Source organism: Rhizobium sp. BK529, assembly GCF_014194105.1.
GTDB lineage: Bacteria > Pseudomonadota > Alphaproteobacteria > Rhizobiales > Rhizobiaceae > Rhizobium.
Genome location: NZ_JACIAU010000007.1, coordinates 166,077 through 189,613, shown reverse-complemented (window position 1 = coordinate 189,613; position 23,537 = coordinate 166,077). Strand labels below are relative to the sequence as shown.

At 58.5% G+C, this 23,537-nt stretch carries 18 protein-coding genes; 9 read left to right on the top strand and 9 right to left on the bottom strand.

Going from position 1 to position 23,537, the window contains the following annotated elements; translation table 11 throughout:
* Nucleotides 1-5: 5 nt before the first annotated feature.
* The gene (locus FHX08_RS30360) at nt 6-1,616 is read right to left on the bottom strand and encodes an FAD-dependent monooxygenase (protein ID WP_132658492.1); all 1,611 of its coding nucleotides are present in this window, start codon (nt 1,614-1,616) and stop codon (nt 6-8) included.
* A 204-nt stretch (nt 1,617-1,820) separates the two neighbouring features.
* On the opposite strand from FHX08_RS30360, the gene FHX08_RS30355 reads away from it, so the two are divergent.
* From FHX08_RS30355 to FHX08_RS30345, 3 genes are all read left to right on the top strand, one after another.
* The gene (locus FHX08_RS30355; protein WP_165912002.1) at nt 1,821-2,810 is read left to right on the top strand and encodes an ABC transporter substrate-binding protein; all 990 of its coding nucleotides are present in this window, start codon (nt 1,821-1,823) and stop codon (nt 2,808-2,810) included.
* A gap of 85 nt (nt 2,811-2,895) precedes the next feature.
* Complete coding sequence (locus FHX08_RS30350; protein ID WP_184328126.1) at nt 2,896-3,588, top strand: class II aldolase/adducin family protein; 693 nt, start codon at nt 2,896-2,898, stop codon at nt 3,586-3,588.
* A 32-nt stretch (nt 3,589-3,620) separates the two neighbouring features.
* Entirely contained in the window at nt 3,621-4,634 is a 1,014-nt protein-coding gene (locus FHX08_RS30345) for an amidohydrolase family protein (RefSeq protein ID WP_132658495.1), read from the top strand.
* Between the two features lie 67 nt (nt 4,635-4,701).
* Here FHX08_RS30345 and FHX08_RS30340 read toward each other — a convergent pair whose 3' ends face one another.
* Entirely contained in the window at nt 4,702-5,910 is a 1,209-nt protein-coding gene (locus tag FHX08_RS30340; RefSeq protein ID WP_132658496.1) for an adenylate/guanylate cyclase domain-containing protein, read from the bottom strand.
* Nucleotides 5,911-6,156: 246 nt separating this feature from the next.
* Here FHX08_RS30340 and FHX08_RS30335 point away from each other — a divergent pair, with 246 nt between their 5' ends.
* The gene (locus tag FHX08_RS30335; protein ID WP_184328125.1) at nt 6,157-6,360 is read left to right on the top strand and encodes a hypothetical protein; all 204 of its coding nucleotides are present in this window, start codon (nt 6,157-6,159) and stop codon (nt 6,358-6,360) included.
* 67 nt (nt 6,361-6,427) lie between these two features.
* Here the strand turns inward: FHX08_RS30335 and FHX08_RS30330 are convergent, their stop codons facing one another.
* From FHX08_RS30330 to FHX08_RS30300, 7 genes are all read right to left on the bottom strand, one after another.
* Nucleotides 6,428-8,263, bottom strand: a complete 1,836-nt coding sequence (locus tag FHX08_RS30330) for an ABC transporter ATP-binding protein (RefSeq protein ID WP_132658497.1) — start codon at nt 8,261-8,263, stop codon at nt 6,428-6,430.
* Between the two features lie 31 nt (nt 8,264-8,294).
* Complete coding sequence (locus tag FHX08_RS30325) at nt 8,295-9,491, bottom strand: aminotransferase class V-fold PLP-dependent enzyme (RefSeq protein WP_132658498.1); 1,197 nt, start codon at nt 9,489-9,491, stop codon at nt 8,295-8,297.
* Between the two features lie 51 nt (nt 9,492-9,542).
* A complete protein-coding gene (locus FHX08_RS30320; protein ID WP_132658499.1) occupies nt 9,543-10,058 on the bottom strand; it encodes a RidA family protein in 516 nt (171 codons plus the stop codon).
* A 23-nt stretch (nt 10,059-10,081) separates the two neighbouring features.
* Nucleotides 10,082-11,290 (bottom strand): amidohydrolase/deacetylase family metallohydrolase, encoded by a 1,209-nt coding sequence (locus FHX08_RS30315; RefSeq protein ID WP_132658500.1) that lies wholly within the window; start codon nt 11,288-11,290, stop codon nt 10,082-10,084.
* On the bottom strand, nt 11,291-12,160 hold the full coding sequence (locus tag FHX08_RS30310) for an ABC transporter permease (RefSeq protein ID WP_132658501.1): 870 nt from the start codon (nt 12,158-12,160) through the stop codon (nt 11,291-11,293).
* Nucleotides 12,160-13,101: an ABC transporter permease gene (locus tag FHX08_RS30305; protein ID WP_165912003.1), complete on the bottom strand. Its 942-nt coding sequence runs from the start codon at nt 13,099-13,101 to the stop codon at nt 12,160-12,162. Before FHX08_RS30305 ends, FHX08_RS30310 begins: the two co-directional genes overlap by 1 nt.
* 77 nt (nt 13,102-13,178) lie before the next feature.
* On the bottom strand, nt 13,179-14,705 hold the full coding sequence (locus FHX08_RS30300) for an ABC transporter substrate-binding protein (RefSeq protein ID WP_132658502.1): 1,527 nt from the start codon (nt 14,703-14,705) through the stop codon (nt 13,179-13,181).
* Nucleotides 14,706-15,497: 792 nt separating this feature from the next.
* Between FHX08_RS30300 and FHX08_RS30295 the strand changes: the two genes are divergently transcribed.
* The 5 genes from FHX08_RS30295 to FHX08_RS30275 are packed head-to-tail and all read left to right on the top strand — an operon-like array spanning nt 15,498 to nt 23,535.
* Nucleotides 15,498-16,496, top strand: coding sequence for an NAD-dependent epimerase/dehydratase family protein (locus FHX08_RS30295; protein ID WP_132658503.1), 999 nt, complete (start codon nt 15,498-15,500; stop codon nt 16,494-16,496).
* Nucleotides 16,497-16,529: 33 nt separating this feature from the next.
* Complete coding sequence (locus FHX08_RS30290; RefSeq protein ID WP_132658504.1) at nt 16,530-17,708, top strand: glycosyltransferase family 2 protein; 1,179 nt, start codon at nt 16,530-16,532, stop codon at nt 17,706-17,708.
* Nucleotides 17,702-20,719: a trifunctional glycosyltransferase/class I SAM-dependent methyltransferase/polysaccharide deacetylase gene (locus tag FHX08_RS30285; protein WP_132658505.1), complete on the top strand. Its 3,018-nt coding sequence runs from the start codon at nt 17,702-17,704 to the stop codon at nt 20,717-20,719. Before FHX08_RS30290 ends, FHX08_RS30285 begins: the two co-directional genes overlap by 7 nt.
* A gap of 6 nt (nt 20,720-20,725) precedes the next feature.
* Nucleotides 20,726-21,796, top strand: a complete 1,071-nt coding sequence (locus tag FHX08_RS30280) for a glycosyltransferase family 2 protein (protein ID WP_132658506.1) — start codon at nt 20,726-20,728, stop codon at nt 21,794-21,796.
* Nucleotides 21,793-23,535 carry an ABC transporter ATP-binding protein gene (locus tag FHX08_RS30275; protein WP_184328124.1) on the top strand — a complete coding sequence of 581 codons (1,743 nt, stop codon included), beginning with the start codon at nt 21,793-21,795 and terminating at the stop codon, nt 23,533-23,535. Before FHX08_RS30280 ends, FHX08_RS30275 begins: the two co-directional genes overlap by 4 nt.
* The last annotated feature ends 2 nt before the right edge of the window (nt 23,536-23,537 follow it).

Below are 23,537 nucleotides of genomic sequence, written 5' to 3'. Positions count from 1 at the left end.
CCCCGTCAGTGCCCCGTGACCATAGCCGCCAGATCCTCGGCGTCTTCCGGGGCACTTTTGCCGCGCCAGACGACATGCATGTCCGGCCGCACCAAAACGAGATCGTAGCCGTAAATGTCGCGAACACGCTGCGACGCGATGTCAAGCGTCTCGAACGGTACGCCCCGCGCTCTGAACGCACCCTCGATGCCCGAAGTATCGATCGCCGTGCCGCCGAGCCGCAGCATGGTGTAACCGGGGCCGATATGGTCCTGGACGGGATCGTTCTCGCCCAGCCAGAGATGCGGCAGGCGGGCACCCGGCCATGTGGTCGGATGGTATTCGCGGAACAGGTGCTCCGGTCCGCCGGGCTCGTCAGTAATCACAGGCGAGCCGACATAGCGGTAGCCGAGTTCCGCACCGATCATTTCGTTGGTCTTACGCTGCTCGACATCGGCGATGCGTGCGAGATTGTCTCGCGTTGCCTGGCCTGCCTGTGTCTGATCGCGAATATCCGGCCGGTATTGTGAGCGCCATTGGCGCCGGCCGAGCGAAGCGTAGCGGGAAGCCCCGACATTGCGGTCACCAACCTGCCGGCGTTCGATTTCGTAGGAGCGCAGTAGATTCGGACCGCCCCAGCCCTGCAATGTCGCGGCCAGTTTCCAGCCGAGGTCGATCGCATCACCAACGCCGGTATTCATCCCGAGTCCGCCTGTCGGAATGACGAGATGGGCGGCATCGCCGGCGAGGAAGACACGTCCCGCGCCATAGTGGTCGGCAAGCAGAAGGTTCTGTTTCCACTGACCGACATAGAGCATCTTGTAATCGACGGGCACGCCGACTGCCTTTTCGAACTGGGCGGCCATGTCCTCGTCCTTCTCGACGACGGCATGCAGCGTCCAGTGTTTCGTCGAATCCTGCATGATGAGAAATGTCGCCTGCCCGTCGGCAACGTGATAATGACGTCCGCGACCAGGGCCATCGCCGAGTGGAATGCGGCTGTAGAGCTCTTCCGAATAGTATAGCGCTTGGCGCAGATGCAGGAGATTACCCTCGCCGCGCAGCTTGATTCCGAGCTGCTTGCGCACCGGGCTCGTCCCGCCATCACAGCCGACGACATATTTTGCGCGATAAGTTAGATTGCCTTTTTTCGTGATCGTATGCGCCGTCACACCGCCGTCGTCCTGTTCCAGCGAAACGAATTCCGAGCCATACCGGACCGTGACGCTCGGCAATTGTTCCGCCACCGACTTCAGCAATGGTTCCAGCGTGTATTGCGAGATCAGTTGATATGCCTCGAGCGGCTGGCTTGCATCCTCGGATCGACGAATCTCTTCCAGCGCCTCGTTGACCGATGGATATGGCAATCGCAGCAGCGGCGGCTCGTTCATCGCCAGAACCACGTAGACATCCATCGGTACGGAAGCGTCGAGTCCGGCCTTTCGGATCTTTTCCGAAAGGCCCATCCGGCGGAAGATTTCCATGGTTCGCGCATTGCAGCGCTCCATCTTCGGCAGGAACTCCGGCGCCTCCTTCTTTTCAATCAGCGTGCAGCGCACGCCCTTTTGGCCGAGGTCGATAGCAAGCGTCAGCCCGACCGGGCCTGCGCCAACTATGAGGACATCCGTCTGTTCCATGCTCTCCATCCCCTTGCTGCCCGCCAACCCGGTAGCGTCGGGCTCATTTATCGCGAGTTCGAAAGACCAGTCAATTCAAAACTAAAAAAATCCCACAATACAGGAAAAGTTAAAAAAGCGCTGGACAGGTGATTGCTGTTCTGCGCATGCTAACCTCAAATGACGTCGCGGCACGATTTGCCGTGCGACTCTTGGAGGAGTTCAGTGACGAAGAAGGTTGAGCTCACGCTTGCTTGCGGTGATTATGAGATCGTGCGGGCGTTGAAGGAAGGAACGGTCCGACCGGACGGAATCGAGTTGACGATCCTGACGGAGATGGATTCCACCACGCGTCACTGGCGCTTTTTGCGCAACGGCGAATTCGACGTCGCGGAGGTTTCGCTTTCCTCCTATATGGCGGCAAAGACGCGCGGCCTGCCCTTTGACGCGATCCCTGTCTTCCTGCACCGGCGCTTCCGCCACGGCTTCATCTTCACGCATACGGCGAGCAGCATCCGCGAGCCGAAGGACCTGATCGGCCGAAAGGTCGGTGTCAAAAGCTATCTGGTGACCGCATCGCTTTGGCTGCGTGGTTTGCTCGAAGGTGAATATGGCGTGCCGCACCAGTCGATCGAATGGTATTCCGAGCTGGATGAGGATGTGGACTATACGCTGCCTTCAGGCCTGAAGCTGCATAAGATCGCCGAAGACAAGTCCATAGAGCAGATGCTGGTCGATGGCGAGATCGACGCCTTGCTGCACCCTGATCTCATCGCCCCGATCAAGAAGCGCGACCCCCGCGTCGGCCGGCTGTTTCCGAACTATAAAGCCGAGGAAATCGCCTATTACGAGCGGACGGGCATCTTTCCGATCATGCATGTCATGGGCATCCGTCCTGATATCGTCGTGCGGCACCCGTGGGTGCCCATCAATCTCTACATCGCATTCGAGGAAGCCAAGCAGGTCGCCATGAAGCGTATGGAGAACCCGCGTATCGTGCCGCTCGCCTGGTACCGTGAAGCCTGGGAGGAACAGCAGGCGATCCTCGGCGACGACCCGTGGGCCTACGGCGTCGAGGGGCAGAATGCCAGGACGCTGGAGACAGTTATCGGTTACGCGCATCAACAAGGGCTGATCGACCGCAAGGTCGCGATCTCGGACCTCTTCCTCGACGTATCGCAGGGCCGCAAGCGCGGCGACAAACACCGTGTGTAGCGCCTGTGAGGGCGGTGACACCGCATTTGAACCGGCCTGGAGCGGCACTGGATTCCGCTGTGATAATTGCTCGGAGAACACGACGATGCATAAAGAACTGAAGCAGCGGATGATCGAGGCTGGCCGCATTTTGGAACAGGCCGGCCAGGGAGACTGGACGCGCGGCCATATATCGATCCGCGTTCCGGACCAGCCGGACCGCTTCTACATGAAGCCTTCGAAATTCGGCCTCGAAGAAATCACCCACGACAACATCATCACAGTCGATCTCGAGGGTGAAAAGGTCGATGGCGAATACAGTCGTCACAACGAGGTTTACATCCATTCCGAGGTGCTGCGTGCCCGCCCCGACGTCAATGCTGTCGTCCACACACACGCACCCTATGCCGTGAGCTTTTCCGCACTGGGCAAGCCGCTGCAGCCGATCGGTCACCCCGGCTCGATCTTTGCCGAAGGCCTGCCGGTCTTTTCAGAAACGACGGAGCTGATCACCACGCCCGAGCGCGGCAAGGCGGTCGCGGCTTGCCTCGGCGAGCACGGTGCCATGCTCCTGCAAAACCACGGCCTGGTGACGGCAGGCCCATCCATCGAACAGGCGATCTATCTCGCGCTGTCCCTGGAGAACGCCTGCATGATGCAGCTGTGGGTGGAGGCAGCAGGCGGCGCCAAGGCGCTCGGCAAACCCGAAGATATCAAGGCCAAGCGCAAGCACATGTTCCGCGAAGAGATGTTCAAGGCGACCTTCGCCTATCTCGTCCGCCGCCTGAAGCGCGGCTGAAGCGGCAAGACGATACGTTGAGGAGGAGTCCGATGTATTATATCGATGCGTTCAACCATTTTTTTCCTAAGCAGCTCTGGGATCGTATCCAGAAGCTTGACGGGGCCGGCAAGGATATCGGTCGGCGCATGCAGGGCGTGCCTTGCATCTACGATCTTGAAACCCGCTTCCGGGTGATGGACGAATTTTCCGATTATCGGCAAATCATCTCGCTTGGCATGCCGCCGCTCGAAGCCATGGGCGGCCCGGAACTCGCCACCGAATTTGCCCGCATCGCCAATGACGGACAGGCTGAACTCGTCGAGAAATATCCCGAACGCTTCGCCGGTTTCGTTGCCGCTCTGCCGATGAATGCTCCCGACGCCGCTGTGCGCGAGGCTGAACGCGCCTTTACCGAACTCGGTGCCAACGGTCTGCAGATCCATACCAACGTCAATGGCGCGCCGCTTGACGAAGAGCGTTTTTTCCCGATATTCGAAGCCGCCGCCAAGCACAACAAGCCGGTGCTTCTGCATCCCTCACGCACCTCGTCTATGGCGGATTACGCCACCGAGGACAAATCCAAGTACGAAATCTGGTGGACCTTCGGCTGGCCCTATGAAACCAGCGCCGCCATGGCCCGCCTCGTCTTCTCGGGCTTCATGGACCGTCTGCCGAACCTGAAGGTGCTTGCCCATCACATGGGCGCCATGGTGCCTTATTTCGAAGGCCGCGTCGGCCCAGGTTGGGACCAGCTCGGCAAGCGCACTTCCGACGAGGATCTGTCGCTCGTTCTGAAGCGCCTCAAGAAACGCCCGCTTGATTATTTCAAGGATTTCTATGCGGACACGGCCGTGTTCGGCTCGCGTGCAGCGACGCTCTGCGGCCTGGAATTCTATGGCAGCGACCGTATCCTCTTCGCATCGGACTCGCCCTTCGATCCTGAAAAGGGCCCGGGCTACATCCGCGACACGCTGAAGATCCTGAACTCTCTCGATCTTTCCAAGGAGGATATGGAGAAGATCTGCTTCCGCAACGCCGAAACCCTCTTCGGGCTCAAGAGCTGACACAGCTGCAAGCTAATCTGACGCGCGGCCGCCATGCATTGTGGCCGGCCGCGCAGACAATATCACGTCACGCGCCGCGGGATTTCGCATCCAGCGGCTGTTGATCCGGCCAGACATAAATCGCGGCTGGCCGGGAGACCCCCTTCAGCGGAAAAGAGCCCGCCTCCTCGAAACGGCCTGGCGCCTGCGAAACGAAGTCGGCTGATGCCAACAGGCTGTGGCCAACGATATCGGCGAGCTTCTCCATGCGCGCCGCTTCGTTGACCGCTCTACCGATGGCCGTGAAATCGAGACGGCGCGCCGCCCCGACGTTTCCGTAAAAGACTTGGCCGACGTGCAGAACGATATCGACGAGCAGTTGCGGTTCTCCTGCTTTCGCGCGCTCGCGATTGACAGCGGCATTGGCTTCCATGGCGGCCTGTGCCGCAGACAGAGCGCGATTGCATGCCTCGGCCGGGTTGTCGATATCTGCAGGAAAGATGGCGAGAAGACTGTCGCCCATGAACTTCAAGATCTCTCCACCCTCCTGCTCGACCGGTGTGCCAATCGCCTCGAAATGTTCGTTGAGCCAGGCAACGATGCGTTCGGGCCCATGCTTTTCGTTGAGCGAGGTGAAATTCTTAAGATCGGCGAGAAGGATCGCGGCATAGACCGCGGTACCGTCACCGCGGCGGATATGACCGCTGAGGATGTGGCCGCTGGTTCTAGCGCCCGTATAGACGGCCAGGACATCGGTAGCCACCCGCGTGGTGGCGATACGCCAACAGGCAAGGGACAGTGCTGGGACCATTTTCTGCAGATCGGCAATGAGCCTGTCCGAAAAGCCATCGGGATCGTCGACCGCAATCGAGAAGCTGACGCCAGCAAGCGCAGTATCACCGGGAAATGAAACAAGCTTCGTCAGATAGTCGGTAGCACCGAGCTCAGCGAGTTCGGTCAGCAGTGGAATCGGCGGGGCATCCGGTCCCGGCGGCAATCTCCAGCGGGCATATCGGAGATTATTTGTGAGGAGATAGGAGATGGGAGAGCGCCGGAACAGTTCCTGGCTCGCTTCATCATGCCCTTGAACCTCCTTCGAAATACCGGACGAACGGTACCAGGCGACCGAAAATCCTCTCTGCAGGGGATCGATCGACGGCATTGCTATCGACGCGCGAAGGATTGGGTATCCGAGATCCGCCAGCCGTTCTGCGACACCCTGCAAAATGGTGTCGATCGTATCCGTCGATAATCCCTCAGAGATGATCCAGTCGATCAGATCTTGCAAACAAGGCATGGCGACGTCCTTCTCCCTCCGCTTTTTTGGGGAGGTCTGTCGTTCTAACGCAATTTCATCAATGGTCCATTGGCCTGTCATTTTCGGCAGAGAGCGTCGTTGCAAAAATTTCAAACACCCTCGCCGATTGTGGTAAGATGCGGTGGAACAAAATGGCCTCAGCTGCGTAGTGTCTCCCTGGGACGCGAAAAAGCCTGTTATCGCCCTAACAACAAGCACAACTCCACTTCGAGAAAGGAAAGGAATGTGTCTACGACCATACGGACGGCTGATGTTGTGCCGCATGACGACCACGTCGTTACCGCCAAGGAAGCCTTGGAAGGGCTTTATCTGAGGCTCGAAATGGAGAAGGAGGTTCGTCTCGTTGCCGCGGCCTTACGCGCTGGCTGGTCGGCAGACGAAGCGTTGGACGCGATCGACCAGCTCCGGGCCGACGATACGAAACATTGAGGGCTCCCTGACGTAAACATTTCTGGGCCTTGGCATGGAAAACCATCGCTGTGGTTTTCTGCTGCGCTCAGACGGCGACCAGATGCCCCGGCGATACCTCATGATATTCCAGCGGCTTGATCTTGTAGTCGACGGGACGGATCGGGCTCCTGATCTCGTCATTGGCAGCAGTCCGCTTTTCGCGGCGGCGATCGGGATCGGGAACTGGAACAGCTGCCATCAGCTTCTTGGTGTAGTCATGCTGCGGACTTCCGAAGACGGCGGCCCGCGGGCCGATTTCGACAATTTCGCCGAGATACATGACGGCAACGCGGTGGCTGACGCGCTCGACGACGGCCATATCATGGGAAATGAAAAGGAAGGCGAGGTTCAGGCTCTGCTGCAGGTCGAGCATCAGGTTGATGACCTGTGCCTTAATGGACACGTCGAGCGCCGAGACGCTTTCATCCGCGACGATGACCTTCGGCTCCAATGCAAGCGCGCGGGCAATACAGATACGCTGGCGCTGTCCCCCGGAAAATTCATGCGGGAAACGGGAGGCCATGTCCGGCGTCAGGCCGACCTTGGTTAGGAGGTCAGCGACCCGCTCCTTCGCCTGTTTGGCTGTGCCCATCCTGTGTTCCAGATAGGGCTCGGCGATAGCATCACCAACGCGGATGCGAGGATTGAGACTGGCGAAGGGATCCTGGAAGATCATCTGCACGGTCTTGCGCATCTCGCGCATGCCTGCCTTGTCGAGCGCCAGCACATCCTTGCCATCGGCGATGACGGAACCGCTTTGCGCCTCGATCAGCCGCATGATCGCGCGTCCGGTCGTAGATTTGCCGCAACCGGACTCTCCGACCAGCGATAGCGTCTCGCCGGCGTAAAGATCGAAGGAGACGTTTTCGACCGCGTGGACGCGACCGGTCAATTTTCCGAAGAGGCCGGAATGAATATCGAAACGTTTGGTGAGGCTCTTCACCTCCAGCACCGGGCGGGCTGCCGCAGCAACCGTATCGGCGGTCTCGACCGGAGCATTCGATTCACCGGTCGCCGTATTGACGACAGGAAAACGTAGCGGCCGCTTGCGACCCTGCATGGAGCCAAGAACCGGCACAGCCGACAAAAGAGCACGAGTGTAGGGATGTTTTCCACGATGGAAGATATCGGCGGTTGCCCCCGTTTCCACCTGCTCGCCGCGGAACATGACAACAGTGCGGTCGGCGATCTCGGCCACGACACCCATGTCATGGGTGATGAACAGGACCGATGTGCCTTCTTCTTCCTGCAACATCTTGATCAGGTCGAGGATCTGGCCCTGGATCGTTACGTCGAGCGCTGTGGTCGGCTCGTCGGCGATCAACAATTTTGGCCGTGAGGCAAGCGCCATGGCGATCATCACGCGCTGGCGCATGCCTCCGGAGAAGCGGTGGGGATACTCATCAAAGCGAGAAGATGCCGAGGGAATACGGACCTTTTCGAGCAACCGGATCGTTTCGGCGCGGGCTTCGGCCTTCGACATCGATCTGTGGCAGAGCAAGGCCTCGGAGATCTGATCTCCGATCGTGAAGAGCGGATTGAGGCTCGTCATCGGCTCCTGGAAGATCATCGCGACATCGTTGCCGCGCACCTTGCGCATCTGATCTTCCGGCAGGCCGAGCAGATCACGCCCGCCGAGCACGATCTTGCCTTCGATGCGGCTCGAATCCGCCTGCAGCAAGCGCATGATCGAGAGTGAAGTGACGCTCTTACCGGAGCCACTTTCGCCGACAATTGCGACTGTCTCACTATGTGCGACATCGAAGGAGACATTACGAACGACCGGCTTCCAGGCGCCATCGACCCGAAATGATGTCGTCAGGTTCTGGACGGAGAGGACTGGCTCAGCCGTTGCGATGGATTGTGCCTGAATGCCGGTCATGATTGCTTCCTCAATTATCCGCAGTTCCGGATCAGTCCGGCCACTTCAGCACACCGTCGAAGCGGCGTTTGCTGCGATTTTCGATTGGCGTTGCAATGATTTCGTTGGACGCGCGCGCCTTGTCGAGCTCCTCAGCCAGACGGCTGGCGACAATCTTTTCCTGGCCCGGATGCAGGTTGCAGGGGTCAAGGTAGAAGTAGCGGTGTTCGACTTCGTGGTCGCGGACGATGATCGGCGGCGAACCGCGGCTGAGCGCATCGGCTAGATCCCAGGCGGTGATATGCGCCTCTTCGGCATCGACGATCAGCCGTAGGCGGTCGAGCGGGTTGTTGGTCGGATCGGGCTCGATCAGCGCGGTTACGCCGGGACGGCCGTCCAAAGTCTCTTTCCAGAGATTGAGATAGCTCGTCTCACGCTCTCGAATGCCGGCGTGGTCGCGCTTTTCCCAAGCTTCAAGCGCGGCCATCACGCCGAAGATGCTTTCCTTGCCCACCTTCATGCCGCGGCCGATACCCATGTTCTGCAGGAAGGCATTGCGCACCAGTTCCTTCTTGCCGGCAACGATGCCCGAAGTCGGACCGCCGAGAAACTTGTGGCCGGAATAGAGCGCCACATCGGCACCTTGTTCCAGGAAGATGCGAAGATCATATTCCGACGCTGCGTCGACGATGACAGGAACGCCTTTGGCATGGGCGATCTCGACGAACTCCTTGAGGTTCAGGAGACCGTAATCGACGACGTGATGCGAGACGACGTAGACGGCTGCAGCCGTCTTTTCGGTGATTGCATGCTCCATATGGAAGCGGTGCGTGGAGGTCGCCTGACCGATCAGCACGAGCTTGCCTCCGGCAAGGCGGATCGCCTGATCGACCGGCGCTCCATAGCTGACGACATGGCCCATCTGGACGAGAATTTCATTCTTCTCCGGCACGACGTCCGGCAGCTTTTCGACGGCGAGAAGATTGTTGCCGGTGATGGCGCCAGCGACGGCAAGCGAAATACCCGCCGAGCAGGAAGCGGTCACGAAACCTGCTTCGCCGCCCGTAAGCCGTGCGATAACGGCACTCGCTTTGCGCTGCAGGTCGTTGACCTCGACAAATTGCGGTAGGATCGACGACATGGCGGCGATCGCTTCGGGAACCACGATTGACGCGCCGAGGCTCGTCATGGTGCCGGAAACGTTGATGACCGGGCGAAGGCCGATCGATGTGCGGATGTCCTCAGACATGGGTCTCTCCAATTTCAATGTGTTGGGCCGGAACAATCATGTGCGTGCCCATCAATCCTTGATCGCGACGATGGCTTCGATTTCGACGGTGATGTTGCCCGGCAGCGAGCCGAAGCCGACGGCCGAGCGGGCGTGCTGCCCGATCTCTTCGCCGAAGACATCGATGAAGAGATCCGAGCAGCCGTTGATGACGGCGGGATGATCGACAAAATGCGGCACCGCATTGACCATGCCGAGCAGCTTGACCACCCGCTTGACGTGCGAGAGATCACCAAGCGCCTCGTGCATGACTGAGAGCAGATTGATGCCGGTCAGCTTTGCATGGCTGTAAGCAGCCTCGACGCCGATCTCGGCGCCGACCTTGCCGACATGCATGAATCCATCAGCCTCGCGCGGCCCCTGCCCCGACAGGTAAAGCATGTTGCCCTCCCGCACATTGGTGACGAAGTTGGCGATCGGCGGCGGTGAAGCCGGAAGCGTAATGCCGAGTGCAGCGAGCCGCTCATAAGGCGACGTGCCGATGGTGCCGGCGGTGGCGGGAGACTGGTTCACGCAAACTCCTGTCATGCGATTTCTTTTATGCTCTGGTCTTACCGGTAGGAATAACCGTGGCTGTGGCGCACAAGCTTACGGGCGCGCGGAACATAACGGCTGGAGGTGTAGGCCTCGTTGCCGATGACCGCATGCCGCGGCTCGAAGAGCTTCTTCAGAACCGAGACGTCGCCATTGGAATCGGTCGCCTCCAGATCGGAATCGACGAGATCGAAAATCGTGAACTCCGCCTGAGCGCCAACCGTCAGACGGTTGTCCATCGATAGCTTGATGACCGATGCCGGCGCATGGGTAACGGCGTTGATCACCTTGTCGAAGGGCATGCCCACCGACAGAAGCTTCGACATGGTGATGGCCAGATCCCAGACCGGGAAGTTCATCGAATGGCCATGCAGATCGGTGGAGATCGAGAAGGGCAGAAGACCGCGGGCAATTGCCGCTTCCGCCACCTTGAAGGAGAAGGAGGCGCCGCCATGGCCGATATCGAGGCGGATGCCTTCGGATGCGCAGCGTTCAGCGAGATTGAAGAGATCTTCGTCCTCCATGATGCTCGAACCCGCCTTGCCGTTAAAGCAATGGGTGACCACATCGCCGGGACCGAGGATTTCCAAGACCTCGTCATAAAGCGCCGGGGGCTCGCCGACATGCACCATCATCGGCACTTTGAGGATCTTGGCGATCTTCTTGCCGAGCTTGACCGGGGTGACACCCCAGGAGCCGGTGATCACATGGCTGGCGCGCACCTTGATGCCGACGATATGCTCGCTATTCTCGGCATAACATTCGAGGATGCGGTCGAGGTCGATATCTCTGATGTCGCGCAGTTCCGCGACACGGTTGCAGGCAACGAGACCGATCGAACCGAGGTTGAGGAAGGCCTTGATGCGCTCCTTCGACGGCTCGATAATATATTCGCGGAAGCCGTGGAAATTGGCTTCACCGGCAGAGCCGGCATCGACGAGCGTCGTTACGCCGCGCTCGACTCCGCATTCGGACGGGCGGATCGAGATATCGGTGCCGCCATGCCAGATATGCACATGCAGGTCGACCCAGCCGGGAGATACGAAGGCGCCCTTACCGTCGACGCGCGTCACATCGTCGGCGACCGCAAGCTGCGGACCGAGCTGCGCGATCTTGCCATCCGCGCCGACGAGGATGTCGATTGCCCCATCGGGCGTGTCAGCACCGAAGCCGACTGGCTTCACATTGGTGAGGAGAAGCGGTTTGCCCGCTGTTTCACCGGTCATTTAAAGGTCCTTTCGAAGTTTGGGATCGAGCATGTCGCGCAGGCCGTCACCGACCATCTGGAGCGAAAGCACGGAGAGAATAATGGCGACGCCCGGAAACAGCGTCATCCAGTCGGCCTGACCGATATATTGCCGGCCAGCGGCGATCATCGTGCCCCAGGTTGGAATTTCCGGGCTGACGCCGAGGCCAAGGAACGACAGGCCGGCCTCGGCAAGCATGGCGCTCGCAAAGAGGAAGGTTGCCTGCACCATGATCGGCGAAAGCAGGTTCCTCAGTACATGGCGCGTCATGATATGGAACGTCGAAATGCCGAGCGCCTGTGCCGCCTCAACATAGGGCAATTCGCGGATCACCAGTGTCGAGGCGCGGACGATACGCGCAAGGCGTGGTGCATAGACTATCGATAGCGCAATAATGACAGTCGTCAGAGACGGGCCGAGCGCCGCAACAAGCGCGATTGCCAGCAGGATATCCGGGAAAGCCATCATCGCATCAATCAGGCGGGCAATCGGCGTATCGAGATTTTTGAAGAAGCCGGCGAGCAATCCGAGGGTAACCCCGATCACGGCCGACAGCGCGACGACCGCAGCGCCGACCAGCAGCGACAGCCGGCCGGCGAAGATGGTGCGCGACAGTACATCGCGGCCGAATTCGTCGGTGCCGAAGAAATAAGTACCGCTGGGCGGCTTCAACCGGTTGACGATCGAAAGCTTCGACGGCGAATAGGGAGCAACCCATGGTGCCAGGACCGCCAGCAGCACGAAGATCACCAGGATGAGCAAGCCGACGGCGACCGTCTTGCGCTTCAGGAAGCGGCGGATGAACTTACGGCCTTCATTCTCGGCCGGTAGGATCGCGATATCCGTCATCAGTAGCGCACCCTTGGGTCGACAAGCAGATAGAGCATATCGATCGCAAAATTGATCAGGACGTAGAGTGCTGCGATCACCAACAGCGCACCCTGGATGACGGGATAATCACGGCGAAGGACGGCTGACACGACAAGATTACCGACGCCCGGAAGACCGAAGACGGTTTCGGTGACGACGGCGCCTGAGATAAGTACGGCAGCGGTTAGACCTAAAACGGTGAGGATCGGGATCAGCGCATTCTTCAGGGCATGCTTGAGAATCACCCGGCGCTCGATCAAGCCCTTGGCCCGCGCCGTGCGGATATAATCGTCACCAAGAACATCGAGCATCGAGGCGCGCGTGAAGCGCAAAATGAGCGCCGAGGACACGATTCCGAGCGCGAAGGCTGGCAGGGTCAGATGATACATGCGGTCGATGAAAGTCGAGCCCGGCCCGCCATATCCCGAGACTGGGAACAGACCAAAACGCACGGCGAAGATCTGCATAAGAATGAGGCCGAGCCAGAAACTTGGAATGCTAGCCGCAAACATAGCCAGCGTCGTTGCAGCCTGGTCGACAAAGGAGCCGCGGCGATAAGCGGCATAAATGCCGATTGGAAGCGCAATGATGCCAGCGATAACGAGCGAGAAGATCGTCAGGAAGAAGGTCGGTTCGGCACGATCGAGCAGTGCTGCCGTCACCGGCATATTGAGGAAGATCGACTGCCCGAGATCGCCCTTCAGCAACTGGCCGATATAATAGAGATATTGCACACCGATGGACCTATCGAGGCCGAGGCTCGCGCGCAAATCGGCAATATCCTGTGGCGTCGCATCGGGGCCGAGCATGACGGCAGCCGGATCGCCGGGAGTGACGCGAACGATGACGAAGACGATCGTGACAACGAGGAACATCACGACGATCATGCCAAGCAGGCGCTGGAAAATGTAACGTATCATGAAGCCTATCCTGGTGCCGGGCGAGCACGATGGAAAAGGATACCGGCGCGGACGCACCGGTATCCCCCGATGGAGCACTACTTCTTGATGGATGCGTTCCAGAAGTACGGCCACGGAGCCGGATCGACGCCTTCGAGCTTCGTCGACTCCGCCGATACCGCGTTGAAATCGCCAATCTTCATATATGGCACTTCATCATACATGGTCTTCTGGACATTAGCCCACAGTGCCACGCGCTTCTGCGGATCGACTTCCGAGGTGAAGGCATCGACGACGCTCTTGCGCGCCGGCGTATCCCACCAGCCGGGCGAACTCGGCGAGAGCGAGCCGATCAGCGCCGGCTCCGGAAGGAAGGGGCTGTGGCTGATGTAGATATCCCAAAGCTTCGGATCGGTGCGGCGCTGCGTCAGCGTTGCCCAGTCGACGACCTGCAGATCGACGGCAAAGCCGGCCGCCTTCAGATATTCGGCGGCGACCTGCGCCATCTTGTAGTGGAACTCGTACTGGCGGCTGGTCAGAATACGGATCGGCTCGCCATTGTAGCCTGCAGCCTTCGCCGCAGCCGCCGCACCTTCCGGATCGGCCGCATTATAATTACCCTTGACCCCGGCATCCGTATTCCAGGCGTAAGGCTTGGGATAGATGTCGCCGTCGAGCGTATAGAAATCCGTGCTTCCGAAAGCAGCGGCAAGCATGTCCTCCATGCTGAGCGCCTGACGGATTGCCTTGCGGACCTCGATGTTCTTAGCAATGCCTTCCTTGGTATTGAAGACGAAGACCGGGTAACCGAACGGCTTCAGGATGACAGGCTGCGACGCGGTCGAAGCCTTCAGCTTATCGAAGGATTCGACCGGGATCGAGTCGACGTAATCGTATTGGCCGGATACGGCAGCCTCAACGCGGGTGTTGGCATCCGGAACTGGCACGAAGCGGATTTCGTCGAGATATTGGTGGCGGGCGCCACCGTAACCGTCACTCTCGCCGTCGCGCGACTTGTAGCCGTCGAAACGGACGAGCTGGATATACTGATCCGCCTTGCGTTCCTTCAGCATATAGGGGCCGGTGCCGATGAACTCCTTCATCGGTTCATCCTGCTTTTCAGCGGGAATGATGATAGCGGCGGAATTGTTGAAGGCGAGCAGCGAGGTCAGCGGCGCATAGGGCTGCTTCAGCGAAATCTTCACGGTCGCCGGATCGGCAGCCGTGATGGAGTCGATAAAACCTGCTACCTGCTTGCCACGCGATGCAATCTTCATCCAGCGGTTCAGCGAGGCGACAACATCCTCCGAAGTCATGTCGGTGTTATCGTGGAATTTGATACCAGTACGCAGCTTGATCGTATAGGTCTTACCGTCGGCACTGATTTCCGGCAGGCTTTCAGCCAGAAGCGGGGTCACGCTCCACTTCTTGTCGAAAGTGTAGAGCGTCTCGAAAATATGCTGCGTAACGATGCCGACGAGGTCGGCGGTCGAGGACATCGGATCAAGCGTCGGCGGTTCGCCGATCGTCGCGACGTTGATCACGCCCCCCTTCTCCTGAGCCATCAAAGTTGTCGGCAAAGCGACCATCGCTGTGCCGAGAAGGAATGCGACAAATGTCTTCATTTCATGCTCCCGGTTTAATGTTCCACAATTATGTTATGTCGATTTTTATAATAGAATATCGACAGAAGTGGTCCTGTCAATCGGGAAAGTGGTTCCTTACGCAGAAATGAAAACTGCCGCCATGGGTAGCCATTGTCTGCAACTTGCTGGTTTAGGTTTCGTGACGTCCATTGCTAAAGGTAATGAAGCGGCTTCGCCTTGATAGGGAGCTCAGATGACCTTCTGGAAGCAACACGGGATCAGCTGTGGTGACGCAAATGGGGGCAGCGGCCCGACAACGGCTGTCGGTCTAAATAAGGTCGCAATGGCCTCTTGAAGATTCAATCTGAAGTTAAGTATATTATAACTAGAATATCGCAGGATTCTTTAATGATTTTGGTATATACCAAAAGAAGTAGCCATATCGGACTAAGGTCCGGGGTGCGCACCGCACAAAAAAAAGCCACAATACGATCGTGTTTACTTTATCGGGGACATTGAAGGCCGTCCCTTAGGGCGCGCATTGGATGAAGATCACTCCCTTGGCGCTCCGATTTGCGGGGGGCGCGCGCTAATAATCTAAAAGCAACCTCCACTCGGCCGGACTGAAATATCATTGCGCTGGACGCAAGAGAACCCTGAGGATTCTTTTTGAACTCAGGCAAACCCAATAAAACTTTATTCCAATTCTCGACATTAATCAAAGGTCTTAACGTTAAACTTCGGAAAGATAGCCGTAGCGTTGACCATTTCTTTGCGTTGTAGATACTCTGAATATAAGCAAATCGAAACATGCCATCTGTTGGAGAAGTCATGAAGAAAGTGCTTGTAGCAGGCGGAGCTGGTTTTCTCGGGTCGCATTTGTGCGACAGGCTTTTAAATCGCGCCGACGTCGAAAAGCTGGTTGTTGTTGACAACCTTTGGACCGGGCGTGAGGAGAATATTTCCCATATAAGGGATCCTCGCTTCCATTTCGTCCGGTCCGACGTGGAAAAGCTTCAGACTTCGGATAAGTTTGACGAAGTATATCACCTTGCTTCTCCGGCCTCACCTCCATGGTACATGAAGGAACCCAAGAGAACTATTTCGGCAAATCTCATCGGAGCGTTTCGTCTTCTGGACCTTCTGAAAAAAGGAGGCCGCTTCTGCTTCACCTCTTCCTCGGAGGTCTATGGCGATCCGCTCGTTTCGCCGCAGCCGGAGTCCTATAAGGGCCAGGTCGATTGCACCGGACCACGTTCGTCCTATGACGAAAGCAAACGCTGCACCGAGTCCTTGCTGTTCGAGATGCAGCGCACGCAGGGTCTGGACGTCAAAATCGTTCGTCCCTTCAACGTATACGGCCCGAGGACGCGACCGGACGACGGCCGCGCCGTCTCCAACTTCGCCGCGCAGGCGCTGACCGGCCGCCCCATTACGGTGTTCGGGGATGGCCTCCAGTCCCGAAGCTGGGGCTATGTCGACGATATCATCGACGGCTTTGCCCGTTATTTCTGGATGACCGAAACGGATTACAGGGGGCCGCTTAATGTCGGGAACGACCGGGAAATCGCAGTCCTGGAAGTGGCGCGGTATGTCTCGCGCCTGATGGGCGGTGTTCCGATCGTATTCGAGCCTTCGCCGCCGCACGATCCGACAAACAGACGGCCAGACCTGACGAATGCAAACTATGTGATGCCCGAATGGTCGTGCACGATTAGCTATGAGGAAGGCGTCGCCAAGACTCTGGACTGGTTCAGGGAGGAGATGAAAATTACCTCGGCAAAGGTTGCGCAGGGGGGCTCCCGCCGGCTGGCCAAGGCAGGACGCTGAACAGTTCCCCAGCACCTGGCGCAGAGTGTAGTAATGAGTGACGCCATACCGCGTGACATGAAAAACAATGTCTTCCCCGTGCCTATCCGGTACCTGGATCTTTCGTCGGATGACGTTGGTGCGAATGGCCCGGCGATCGGCGCCGGGCTCGTGGTCTTCGTTTCCGAAGGCCTCCCTGTTGGTCAGGCCTATATCGAAGAGCAAGAAAGCCCTGCCGCGCTGGCTGCGCGCGCCGTGCTGCCGGAAACTATCGAACACGCTCGGAATGTGACGCAGGCGCCGATCACGAACCGCGACGTCAGCCTCCTGATCTGCACCAAGGATCGGCCGGATCAACTGGCCAGATGCCTCGCATCAATCCCCAAACAATCTCTGCCTCCGGCTGAAGTAATCGTCGTCGACAATGCCTCAACCGGCGATGGCACCCGCCGTGCCGTGGAAGCGGCTGGCGCGACCTATGTGCGCGAGAACAGGATTGGGTTGGACTACGCTCGCAATGCGGCAGTGCGCGCGGCAAAGACCGAGTTCGTGGCGTTCACCGATGACGACGTCGTTCTGCACGAACGTTGGCTGGAGAACCTGATGAAGGCTTTCGACCGGCCTGAAATCGGATGCGTCACCGGCCTTGTCCTTCCCGGGGAGCTTTCCACGCCCGCCCAACTGATATTCGAAACTCATTGGGGATTTGGTAGAGGCTACAAGCGCCAAGACTTCGGTCCGGATTTCTATCGTCAAAGTGCGCGCCACGGGGCGCAGGCATGGCTGATCGGCGCCGGCGCAAGCCAGGCCTTCCGGCGTCGGGTGTTCGATGAAATCGGATTGTTCGACGTGCGGTTGGATATGGGTGCGGCAGGGTGTTCGGGTGACTCCGAATTCTGGAACCGGCTTCTCCATTATGGCGGCACCTGTCGCTACGAGCCGACGGCTGTTTCCTGGCATTTTCATCGCAAGGAGATGAAGGGACTCGCCAAGCAAATACGCCAATATATGAGCGGTCACGTGGCGGCACTGCTGGTCCAATACCAGAACACCGGAAACCGGGGCAATCTGCGGCGCATTCTGGTTTCGTTGCCTCAATATTATCTCCGGAGGCTGAGGAGACGGCTGCGCAAGGAAGCAACTTCGGACAACTTCTTTCTCAAGGACGAAATACTGGGCTGCCTGAACGGTGCGTGGTATGTCCTTCGCCGCTGGAAGATGCCAGCATGGTGACAGCCGCATCGAAGCCGGACATATCGTTCCTCATCCCCGCCTACAACGCGGCGGAGACCGTGGCCGATTGCCTGGGCAGCTTGCAAAAACAGTCGGTATCGAACTGGCAGGCGGTGGTCGTTGACGATGGTTCGAAAGACGATACCTGGAATGCGCTCGAAGGCTTTGCGAAAGCTGACAGCCGGATCCTGATCCATCGTCAGGCGAATGCCGGCGCGGCCGCAGCGCGTAACGCAGCCGCCGGCTTTGCGACCGCCCCTTTTCTTTGCATGCTCGACGCGGACGACTGGCTGGATCCAACTTTCATCGAATGCATGCTGCCGATTGCTGCGGATGGCCCCCAGCCGGTGATCGCATGCTGCAGCTATCGCCGCGTCACGCCGGATGGCCGGATGCTCGAAATCGAAACGCCCCCCAATCTGGCGGGCGATCGAGCAAAGCGGGAATTCTCGTCATTTTGTGCCCTGGCCATTCATACAGTGGTTTTTCCCAAAGACCTTCTCGTCCGGCTTGGCGGCATGGATACCGAGCTGCAGACCTGCGAGGACTGGGATCTCTGGCTTCGTATGGCGTTTGCAGGAGCTGAATTCAAACAGGTCGACCAGTGCCTTGCCTTCTATCGGATGAAGGCCGGCTCGCTCTCGGGCGATCCGTTTAAGATGGTAAGGGACGCAATCCGGGTTACCACCAGGGCGCAGGCCCTCGGCGTGGAAGAGAAACCGTCGGCGGATGATGAGGATGCCCGGTGGACGGCGCCGGCTCTCGGGCAATTGCGGATGCTCGCCTGGACCGCTTCGGCCAACCTGTGTACGGGAGCTGATCTAGCCGCGCTAGCGGAGCTTTTACCCGAATTTCCCAACGCCTCAGGTTATGAGAGCTTTCTCGGCGCGGTGATATTGCATGGATTGCAAACAGGTCTGGCAACGGCGAATGCCGCCGATCTCATCGATTTGTCAGAACGCTGGAAACCAGCATTTCTCGACATTGTTCAATTGCTCGAGCAATACTCGCTGCCCGGGACCGGGCGCCGCCTGGAGGAGTTCGTTGTCTGGTCAATCTCGGCTGCCGATAAGTCGCGCTCCTACTCGGTTGGCCGTCTGCAGGTGGTTGCAGTCGACACCGGCAACCTGATCTCGGTTGCCAAGGCGAACGGGGTCGATACGCTGCTACTGCACGTCTTTTCCGAAGGGAAACATGTCGGATCGTATGTGGGCCCTCTGTGGGGAGACCTCTCCGTTCGCGCTCAACTCAGGCTCATCATCGATGAGCTCCGGGCCGGAGATCACGTGCCCACCCCTTTGACCTTTACTTATGGCTGCTCCTGGGCAGCCGAAGCCGTCCGCAACACCAGGGTTTTGGGCAAAATAGCCCGGCAGCGGCGGGGGCGACGACGTCAGCTCAACCAGCTCTCCTACGCGATACGTCGGAACGTGCTCGTCAAATCCGCGGCGACGGAGGCTGGGGACAATGACGCACGTTTGTTGGAGGTGCAGTCCCGTCACGGGCGGCAGTTCCCCGGACCAGTTGCCGAGAGGAGCGGCGTGTCTGCCGAAACAGGAGATGCGCAGACGGTTTTGCCGGAACCCGCAACGAAAGAGGAATATTGGGAGCGTGTTTTCGAGCGCCCGGACCCGTGGAACTACCTGTCTGTCTACGAGCAGGTTAAATACGACCAGACGCTGAGCCTTGTTCCGGAAGGGGTCGAAAAAGCGCTCGAGCTCGCCTGCGCGGAAGGAATATTCACGGCGAGGCTCGCTGAGAAGGTCGGTTTCCTGACGGCTACGGATATTTCGCGCCGCGCCATTGAAAGGGCATCCGAGAGATGTCGGGCGTGTACGAACGCTGAGTTTCGCGTCCTAGATTTCGTCGGGAGTGAACTTCCGCCCGAGCAGGATCTGATCGTCTGCTCGGAGGTCCTATACTACATGGACGACGAGAAGATCCTGGAACAGGTATGCCGGAAGATCGCGGCGGCGTTGAAACCGGGAGGGCGCCTTATCACGGCACATGCCCATATCCGTCGCGACGAACCCGACAGAACCGGTTTCGACTGGAACAATCCGTTTGGCGTAGGCACGATCAAGGAAGTCCTGTCGAACCTCCCTGAACTGGTGCTGGAAGAAACGATCGAGACCGAGCTTTACGCAATCCATCGGTTCGCAAAGCACACGACGGCAAAACCGGCCGCCGTGCGGATCGAAGCTTACGGCGCCCCTCTCGACGCAGATGTAGCCAAGCACATTATCTGGGGCCCGGCCGGCGTCGATCGCGGGGCGGTATGGACGAACGAGGTGACGACTTCGGTTCCAGTGCTGATGTATCATAGAATTGCGCTCGACGGGCCGGACGCACTCAGTCGGTTTCGGGTCGCGCCGGAGATCTTCCGCAAGCAGATGCAGTTCCTCCGGCGGCAGGGCTATTATACGCTGACTGCCCAGAGCCTTGCCGCACTGCTGCGCGAGCGCAAACCGATCCAAGGACGTCCCGTCGTCTTGACGTTTGATGACGCCTATCTCGATTTTCTCACCGATGCCTTTCCCATTCTGGCTGAGAGCGGGTTTGGCGCAGACGTTTTCGTGGTGACGGACAAGGTTGGTGGCTCGTCGGATTGGGATGCCACCTACGGGGAGCCGGCCCCGCTAATGTCCTGGGCCGATATCCGGACTCTGCACCGACAGGGTATCTGCTTTGGATCCCATTTGGCGTCTCACAGGCCGGCGAGTTCGCTCGACAACGCCACATTGCTTGGCGAAGCTGCTCTGTCGCGTAATGCGCTCGAAAACCAGCTGGGCGAGGCTGTGACATCAATCGCCCTTCCCTTCGGCTCCATCGATTTCCGTGTCCCCAGCATTCTTGCCCACACCGGTTACGAGATCGGCTTTTCGACGAAGCCTGCAAGGGCGAGCTCTGCTGACCAAGTGCTTTCCCTACCACGCCTTGAAGTCCGCGGTGACCTTCCACTCGGGGCCTTTGCCGAGCTGATGGGCCAACCCGATGCGTTCATTGGATAGCAAGCGATGAGCGCTCCTTTCCTCCCTTTGGTCACGGTCATCATTCCGGCCTACAATGCCGAGAAAACTCTTGTTGACACGCTTCAGAGCGTATCGAACCAGACCTATGAACGCCTTGAGATCCTGGTAGTGGACGACGGCTCGCGGGATAAAACCTACGAGCTGGCAAGTGATTATCGCCTCAAGGATCCGCGTGTCAGGGTTCTGCGGCAGGAAAATGGCGGGGTAGCGCGTGCCCGCAACCACGGGATTCACGAAGCAACCGGAAGCTATATAGCCCCGATCGATGCCGACGATCTCTGGCATCCCCGCAAGATTGAGTTGCAAGTCCAAGCTCTGAGAAGCTTTCCCGAAGGACGAGGGGTCGCCTACAACTGGTATGTGGCAATTGACGCGAATGACTTGATTTTCAACCATTCGAGACCCGTGCTGCACAAGGGCGACGTCTTCGAAATCATGGCTCGGGAAAATTTTATCGGTAATGGCAGCACACCGCTCATGCCGCGCGCCGATGTTCTGGCATGCGGTGGCTATGATCCGGCGTTGCGTGATCAAGAGGCCGAGGGATGCGAAGACCTGAAACTCTATCTCGCACTCGCCGAAAGCCTGCCCTTCGCTGTGGTTCCTGGTTTTCTAACCGGATACCGGTTCACTCAGGGAAATATGTCGAGCAATGCCTATCGCATGCTGAAATCTCATGCCCTGGTGATGGCAGAGGTCAAAAAACGCCACCCGCGGCTTGCCGCCATCGTCAGCGTTGCGGAATTCGACATGGCACGATGGTACTTCAAGCGGGCGATTTCCAGCGGAGATCAAGATCAGGTCAGGAAACTGGCGCTGATGCTTGCGAGACGGTTTTCCGCGAAACTCGCCGTCTACGGCACTCGCCTCGTCTGGTACGCGGCCAAACAGCAAGCGCGACGGCTGGCAAATCGGTCGCCAAAGGCTCCAATACCATCTGGCCCCGCGATCAGCATCGCATTTCCAGAAAGCGGTACGTCATTCCACGATCGGTTTAAAGTAGCTGTTATCGGTGAGGCCGGTGAGTTCACCACGCTGCGCGCGGGTGATGCATGACGACGATGCGAAAGTCCGCTTCGGGCAAGCCACCAAGGCCCCTCAATCTGGTCGTCGCGGCCCGTTTCCGAGAGCTTTTACAACTTATTCCGACGCTTCGGATGAAGACCTTTGTGATGATTTCAGTCGGCATCCTTAGCGGTCTGATGGAAATGGTCGGCATCACCTTTCTTGTCAGCCTGATTTTTGTCCTTGGACAGCAGGGATCTGCTTCCGGAACAGCTGTCGGCTGGTTTCCCGCATTTTTCGGCGGGTTCGATACCGCGATCTCAAAGCCGATGCTGGTCACGGTCCTCATCTGCGCGATCATCCTCAGGATCGCTCTGGGCTTTGCCAACTCCATCATTGCGAGCACCGTCAGTCATCAGATCAGCGATCGAATCCGGCGCCGTCTTTATTCAAAAATCCTAACGATCCCGTTCCAGCGCTTTCAGCATTACGAGCGCAGCGACATCATGAATGTGATCGCCACTGAATCCTATGCCGTCGCTTCGGCACATGCGAGTCTCGTTCGCCTCGGGATCAGTCTCGGGACCATCGTGATCTTCGGCGCCGGAATGCTGGTGATGGCATGGCCGATCGCTCTGCTCGGACTTGTCTTCGGCGTTGTCCATAATCTGACGCTCGGCCTATTTGCCGATGCTTATCGGCGTATCGGCGAGACTGCCCTTTCGGCCGTGGAGGATCTGACACAATTAACATGGACTACATTGCAGACCTTGAAGGCGGTAAAAAGCTTCGGGCTTGAAAACCGCCACGAAATCATTTTCGACGCCCTTTCAAAGGATGTTGGGCGGGCCTGGTCCCGCTCCGATCGTTTGGGCGCGGCAACCTCGCTGCTGAGTGAGGCGCTGACGTTCGGCGTGATCCTGACGATTATCCTGTCTTCGCAATTTCTCCCGGTGGATTTCCGCGCAGCATTGTCGGCCACCGTCCTTCTCTACAGACTTCAGCCACATATCAAGGATTTCGACTCCCAGATTCTTGGCCTGCACGCCATGGAAGCCTCCTTGCAGAACGTTCTCACGATAATTTCCGAAGCGGACGATGCCCGAGGGGTCTGCGACGGGGAAGAGCTGAGACATCTGAAGGGCGAGATCGTTTTCCACGACGTCTCCTTCCTCTACGAGCGAAGCAGCGTGCCCGCCGTCAGCCATGTCAGCTTCTCGATTAAGATCGGCGAGACGACCGCGCTGATCGGCCCGAGCGGCTCCGGCAAGACGACGATCCTCAACATGGTTCTCGACCTCATTCAGCCGACCGAGGGTCGCATCACCGTTGACGGTAAGGATCTTTCGACCATTGAACGGTCAAGCTGGTTGCGACAACTTTCAGTCTCCGGCCAGGATGTCGAGCTGATGGAAGGCACCGTCCTCGACAATATCCGCTTCCGTCGCGAGATCTCCGAAGAAGACGTCCGTTGGGCAGCCGATATGGCCTGCGCGACCGAGTTCATCGAGAAATTACCCTACGGCTTCGAAGAGTGGCTGGGCGATGAGGCGATCAGACTTTCGGGCGGCCAGCGGCAGCGCATCGGCCTGGCGCGGGCGCTTGCGGGCCGACCTGAAATCCTGCTTCTCGACGAAGCCACCAATGCACTTGACGAAGAGACAGAGACGCGAGTGCTTTCTCTTCTGCTCGAAGAATACAGCAACCGGACCCTGATCATCGTCAGCCACCGATCGTCCGTTGCCCGCCTGATGCAGCATCAGATCCACCTCGCCCCGGCTGCGGCATAGGG

What these genes read in the sequence shown, in the direction of transcription:
- FHX08_RS30360 (WP_132658492.1), bottom strand. Translation starts at nt 1,616, where the DNA reads ATGGAACAGACGGATGTCCTCATAGTTGGCGCAGGCCCGGTCGGGCTG.
- FHX08_RS30350 (WP_184328126.1), top strand. Translation starts at nt 2,896, where the DNA reads ATGCATAAAGAACTGAAGCAGCGGATGATCGAGGCTGGCCGCATTTTG.
- FHX08_RS30345 (WP_132658495.1), top strand. Translation starts at nt 3,621, where the DNA reads ATGTATTATATCGATGCGTTCAACCATTTTTTTCCTAAGCAGCTCTGG.
- FHX08_RS30340 (WP_132658496.1), bottom strand. Translation starts at nt 5,910, where the DNA reads ATGCCTTGTTTGCAAGATCTGATCGACTGGATCATCTCTGAGGGATTA.
- FHX08_RS30330 (WP_132658497.1), bottom strand. Translation starts at nt 8,263, where the DNA reads ATGACCGGCATTCAGGCACAATCCATCGCAACGGCTGAGCCAGTCCTC.
- FHX08_RS30325 (WP_132658498.1), bottom strand. Translation starts at nt 9,491, where the DNA reads ATGTCTGAGGACATCCGCACATCGATCGGCCTTCGCCCGGTCATCAAC.
- FHX08_RS30320 (WP_132658499.1), bottom strand. Translation starts at nt 10,058, where the DNA reads ATGACAGGAGTTTGCGTGAACCAGTCTCCCGCCACCGCCGGCACCATC.
- FHX08_RS30315 (WP_132658500.1), bottom strand. Translation starts at nt 11,290, where the DNA reads ATGACCGGTGAAACAGCGGGCAAACCGCTTCTCCTCACCAATGTGAAG.
- FHX08_RS30310 (WP_132658501.1), bottom strand. Translation starts at nt 12,160, where the DNA reads ATGACGGATATCGCGATCCTACCGGCCGAGAATGAAGGCCGTAAGTTC.
- FHX08_RS30305 (WP_165912003.1), bottom strand. Translation starts at nt 13,101, where the DNA reads ATGATACGTTACATTTTCCAGCGCCTGCTTGGCATGATCGTCGTGATG.
- FHX08_RS30300 (WP_132658502.1), bottom strand. Translation starts at nt 14,705, where the DNA reads ATGAAGACATTTGTCGCATTCCTTCTCGGCACAGCGATGGTCGCTTTG.
- FHX08_RS30295 (WP_132658503.1), top strand. Translation starts at nt 15,498, where the DNA reads ATGAAGAAAGTGCTTGTAGCAGGCGGAGCTGGTTTTCTCGGGTCGCAT.
- FHX08_RS30290 (WP_132658504.1), top strand. Translation starts at nt 16,530, where the DNA reads ATGAGTGACGCCATACCGCGTGACATGAAAAACAATGTCTTCCCCGTG.
- FHX08_RS30285 (WP_132658505.1), top strand. Translation starts at nt 17,702, where the DNA reads ATGGTGACAGCCGCATCGAAGCCGGACATATCGTTCCTCATCCCCGCC.
- FHX08_RS30280 (WP_132658506.1), top strand. Translation starts at nt 20,726, where the DNA reads ATGAGCGCTCCTTTCCTCCCTTTGGTCACGGTCATCATTCCGGCCTAC.
- FHX08_RS30275 (WP_184328124.1), top strand. Translation starts at nt 21,793, where the DNA reads ATGACGACGATGCGAAAGTCCGCTTCGGGCAAGCCACCAAGGCCCCTC.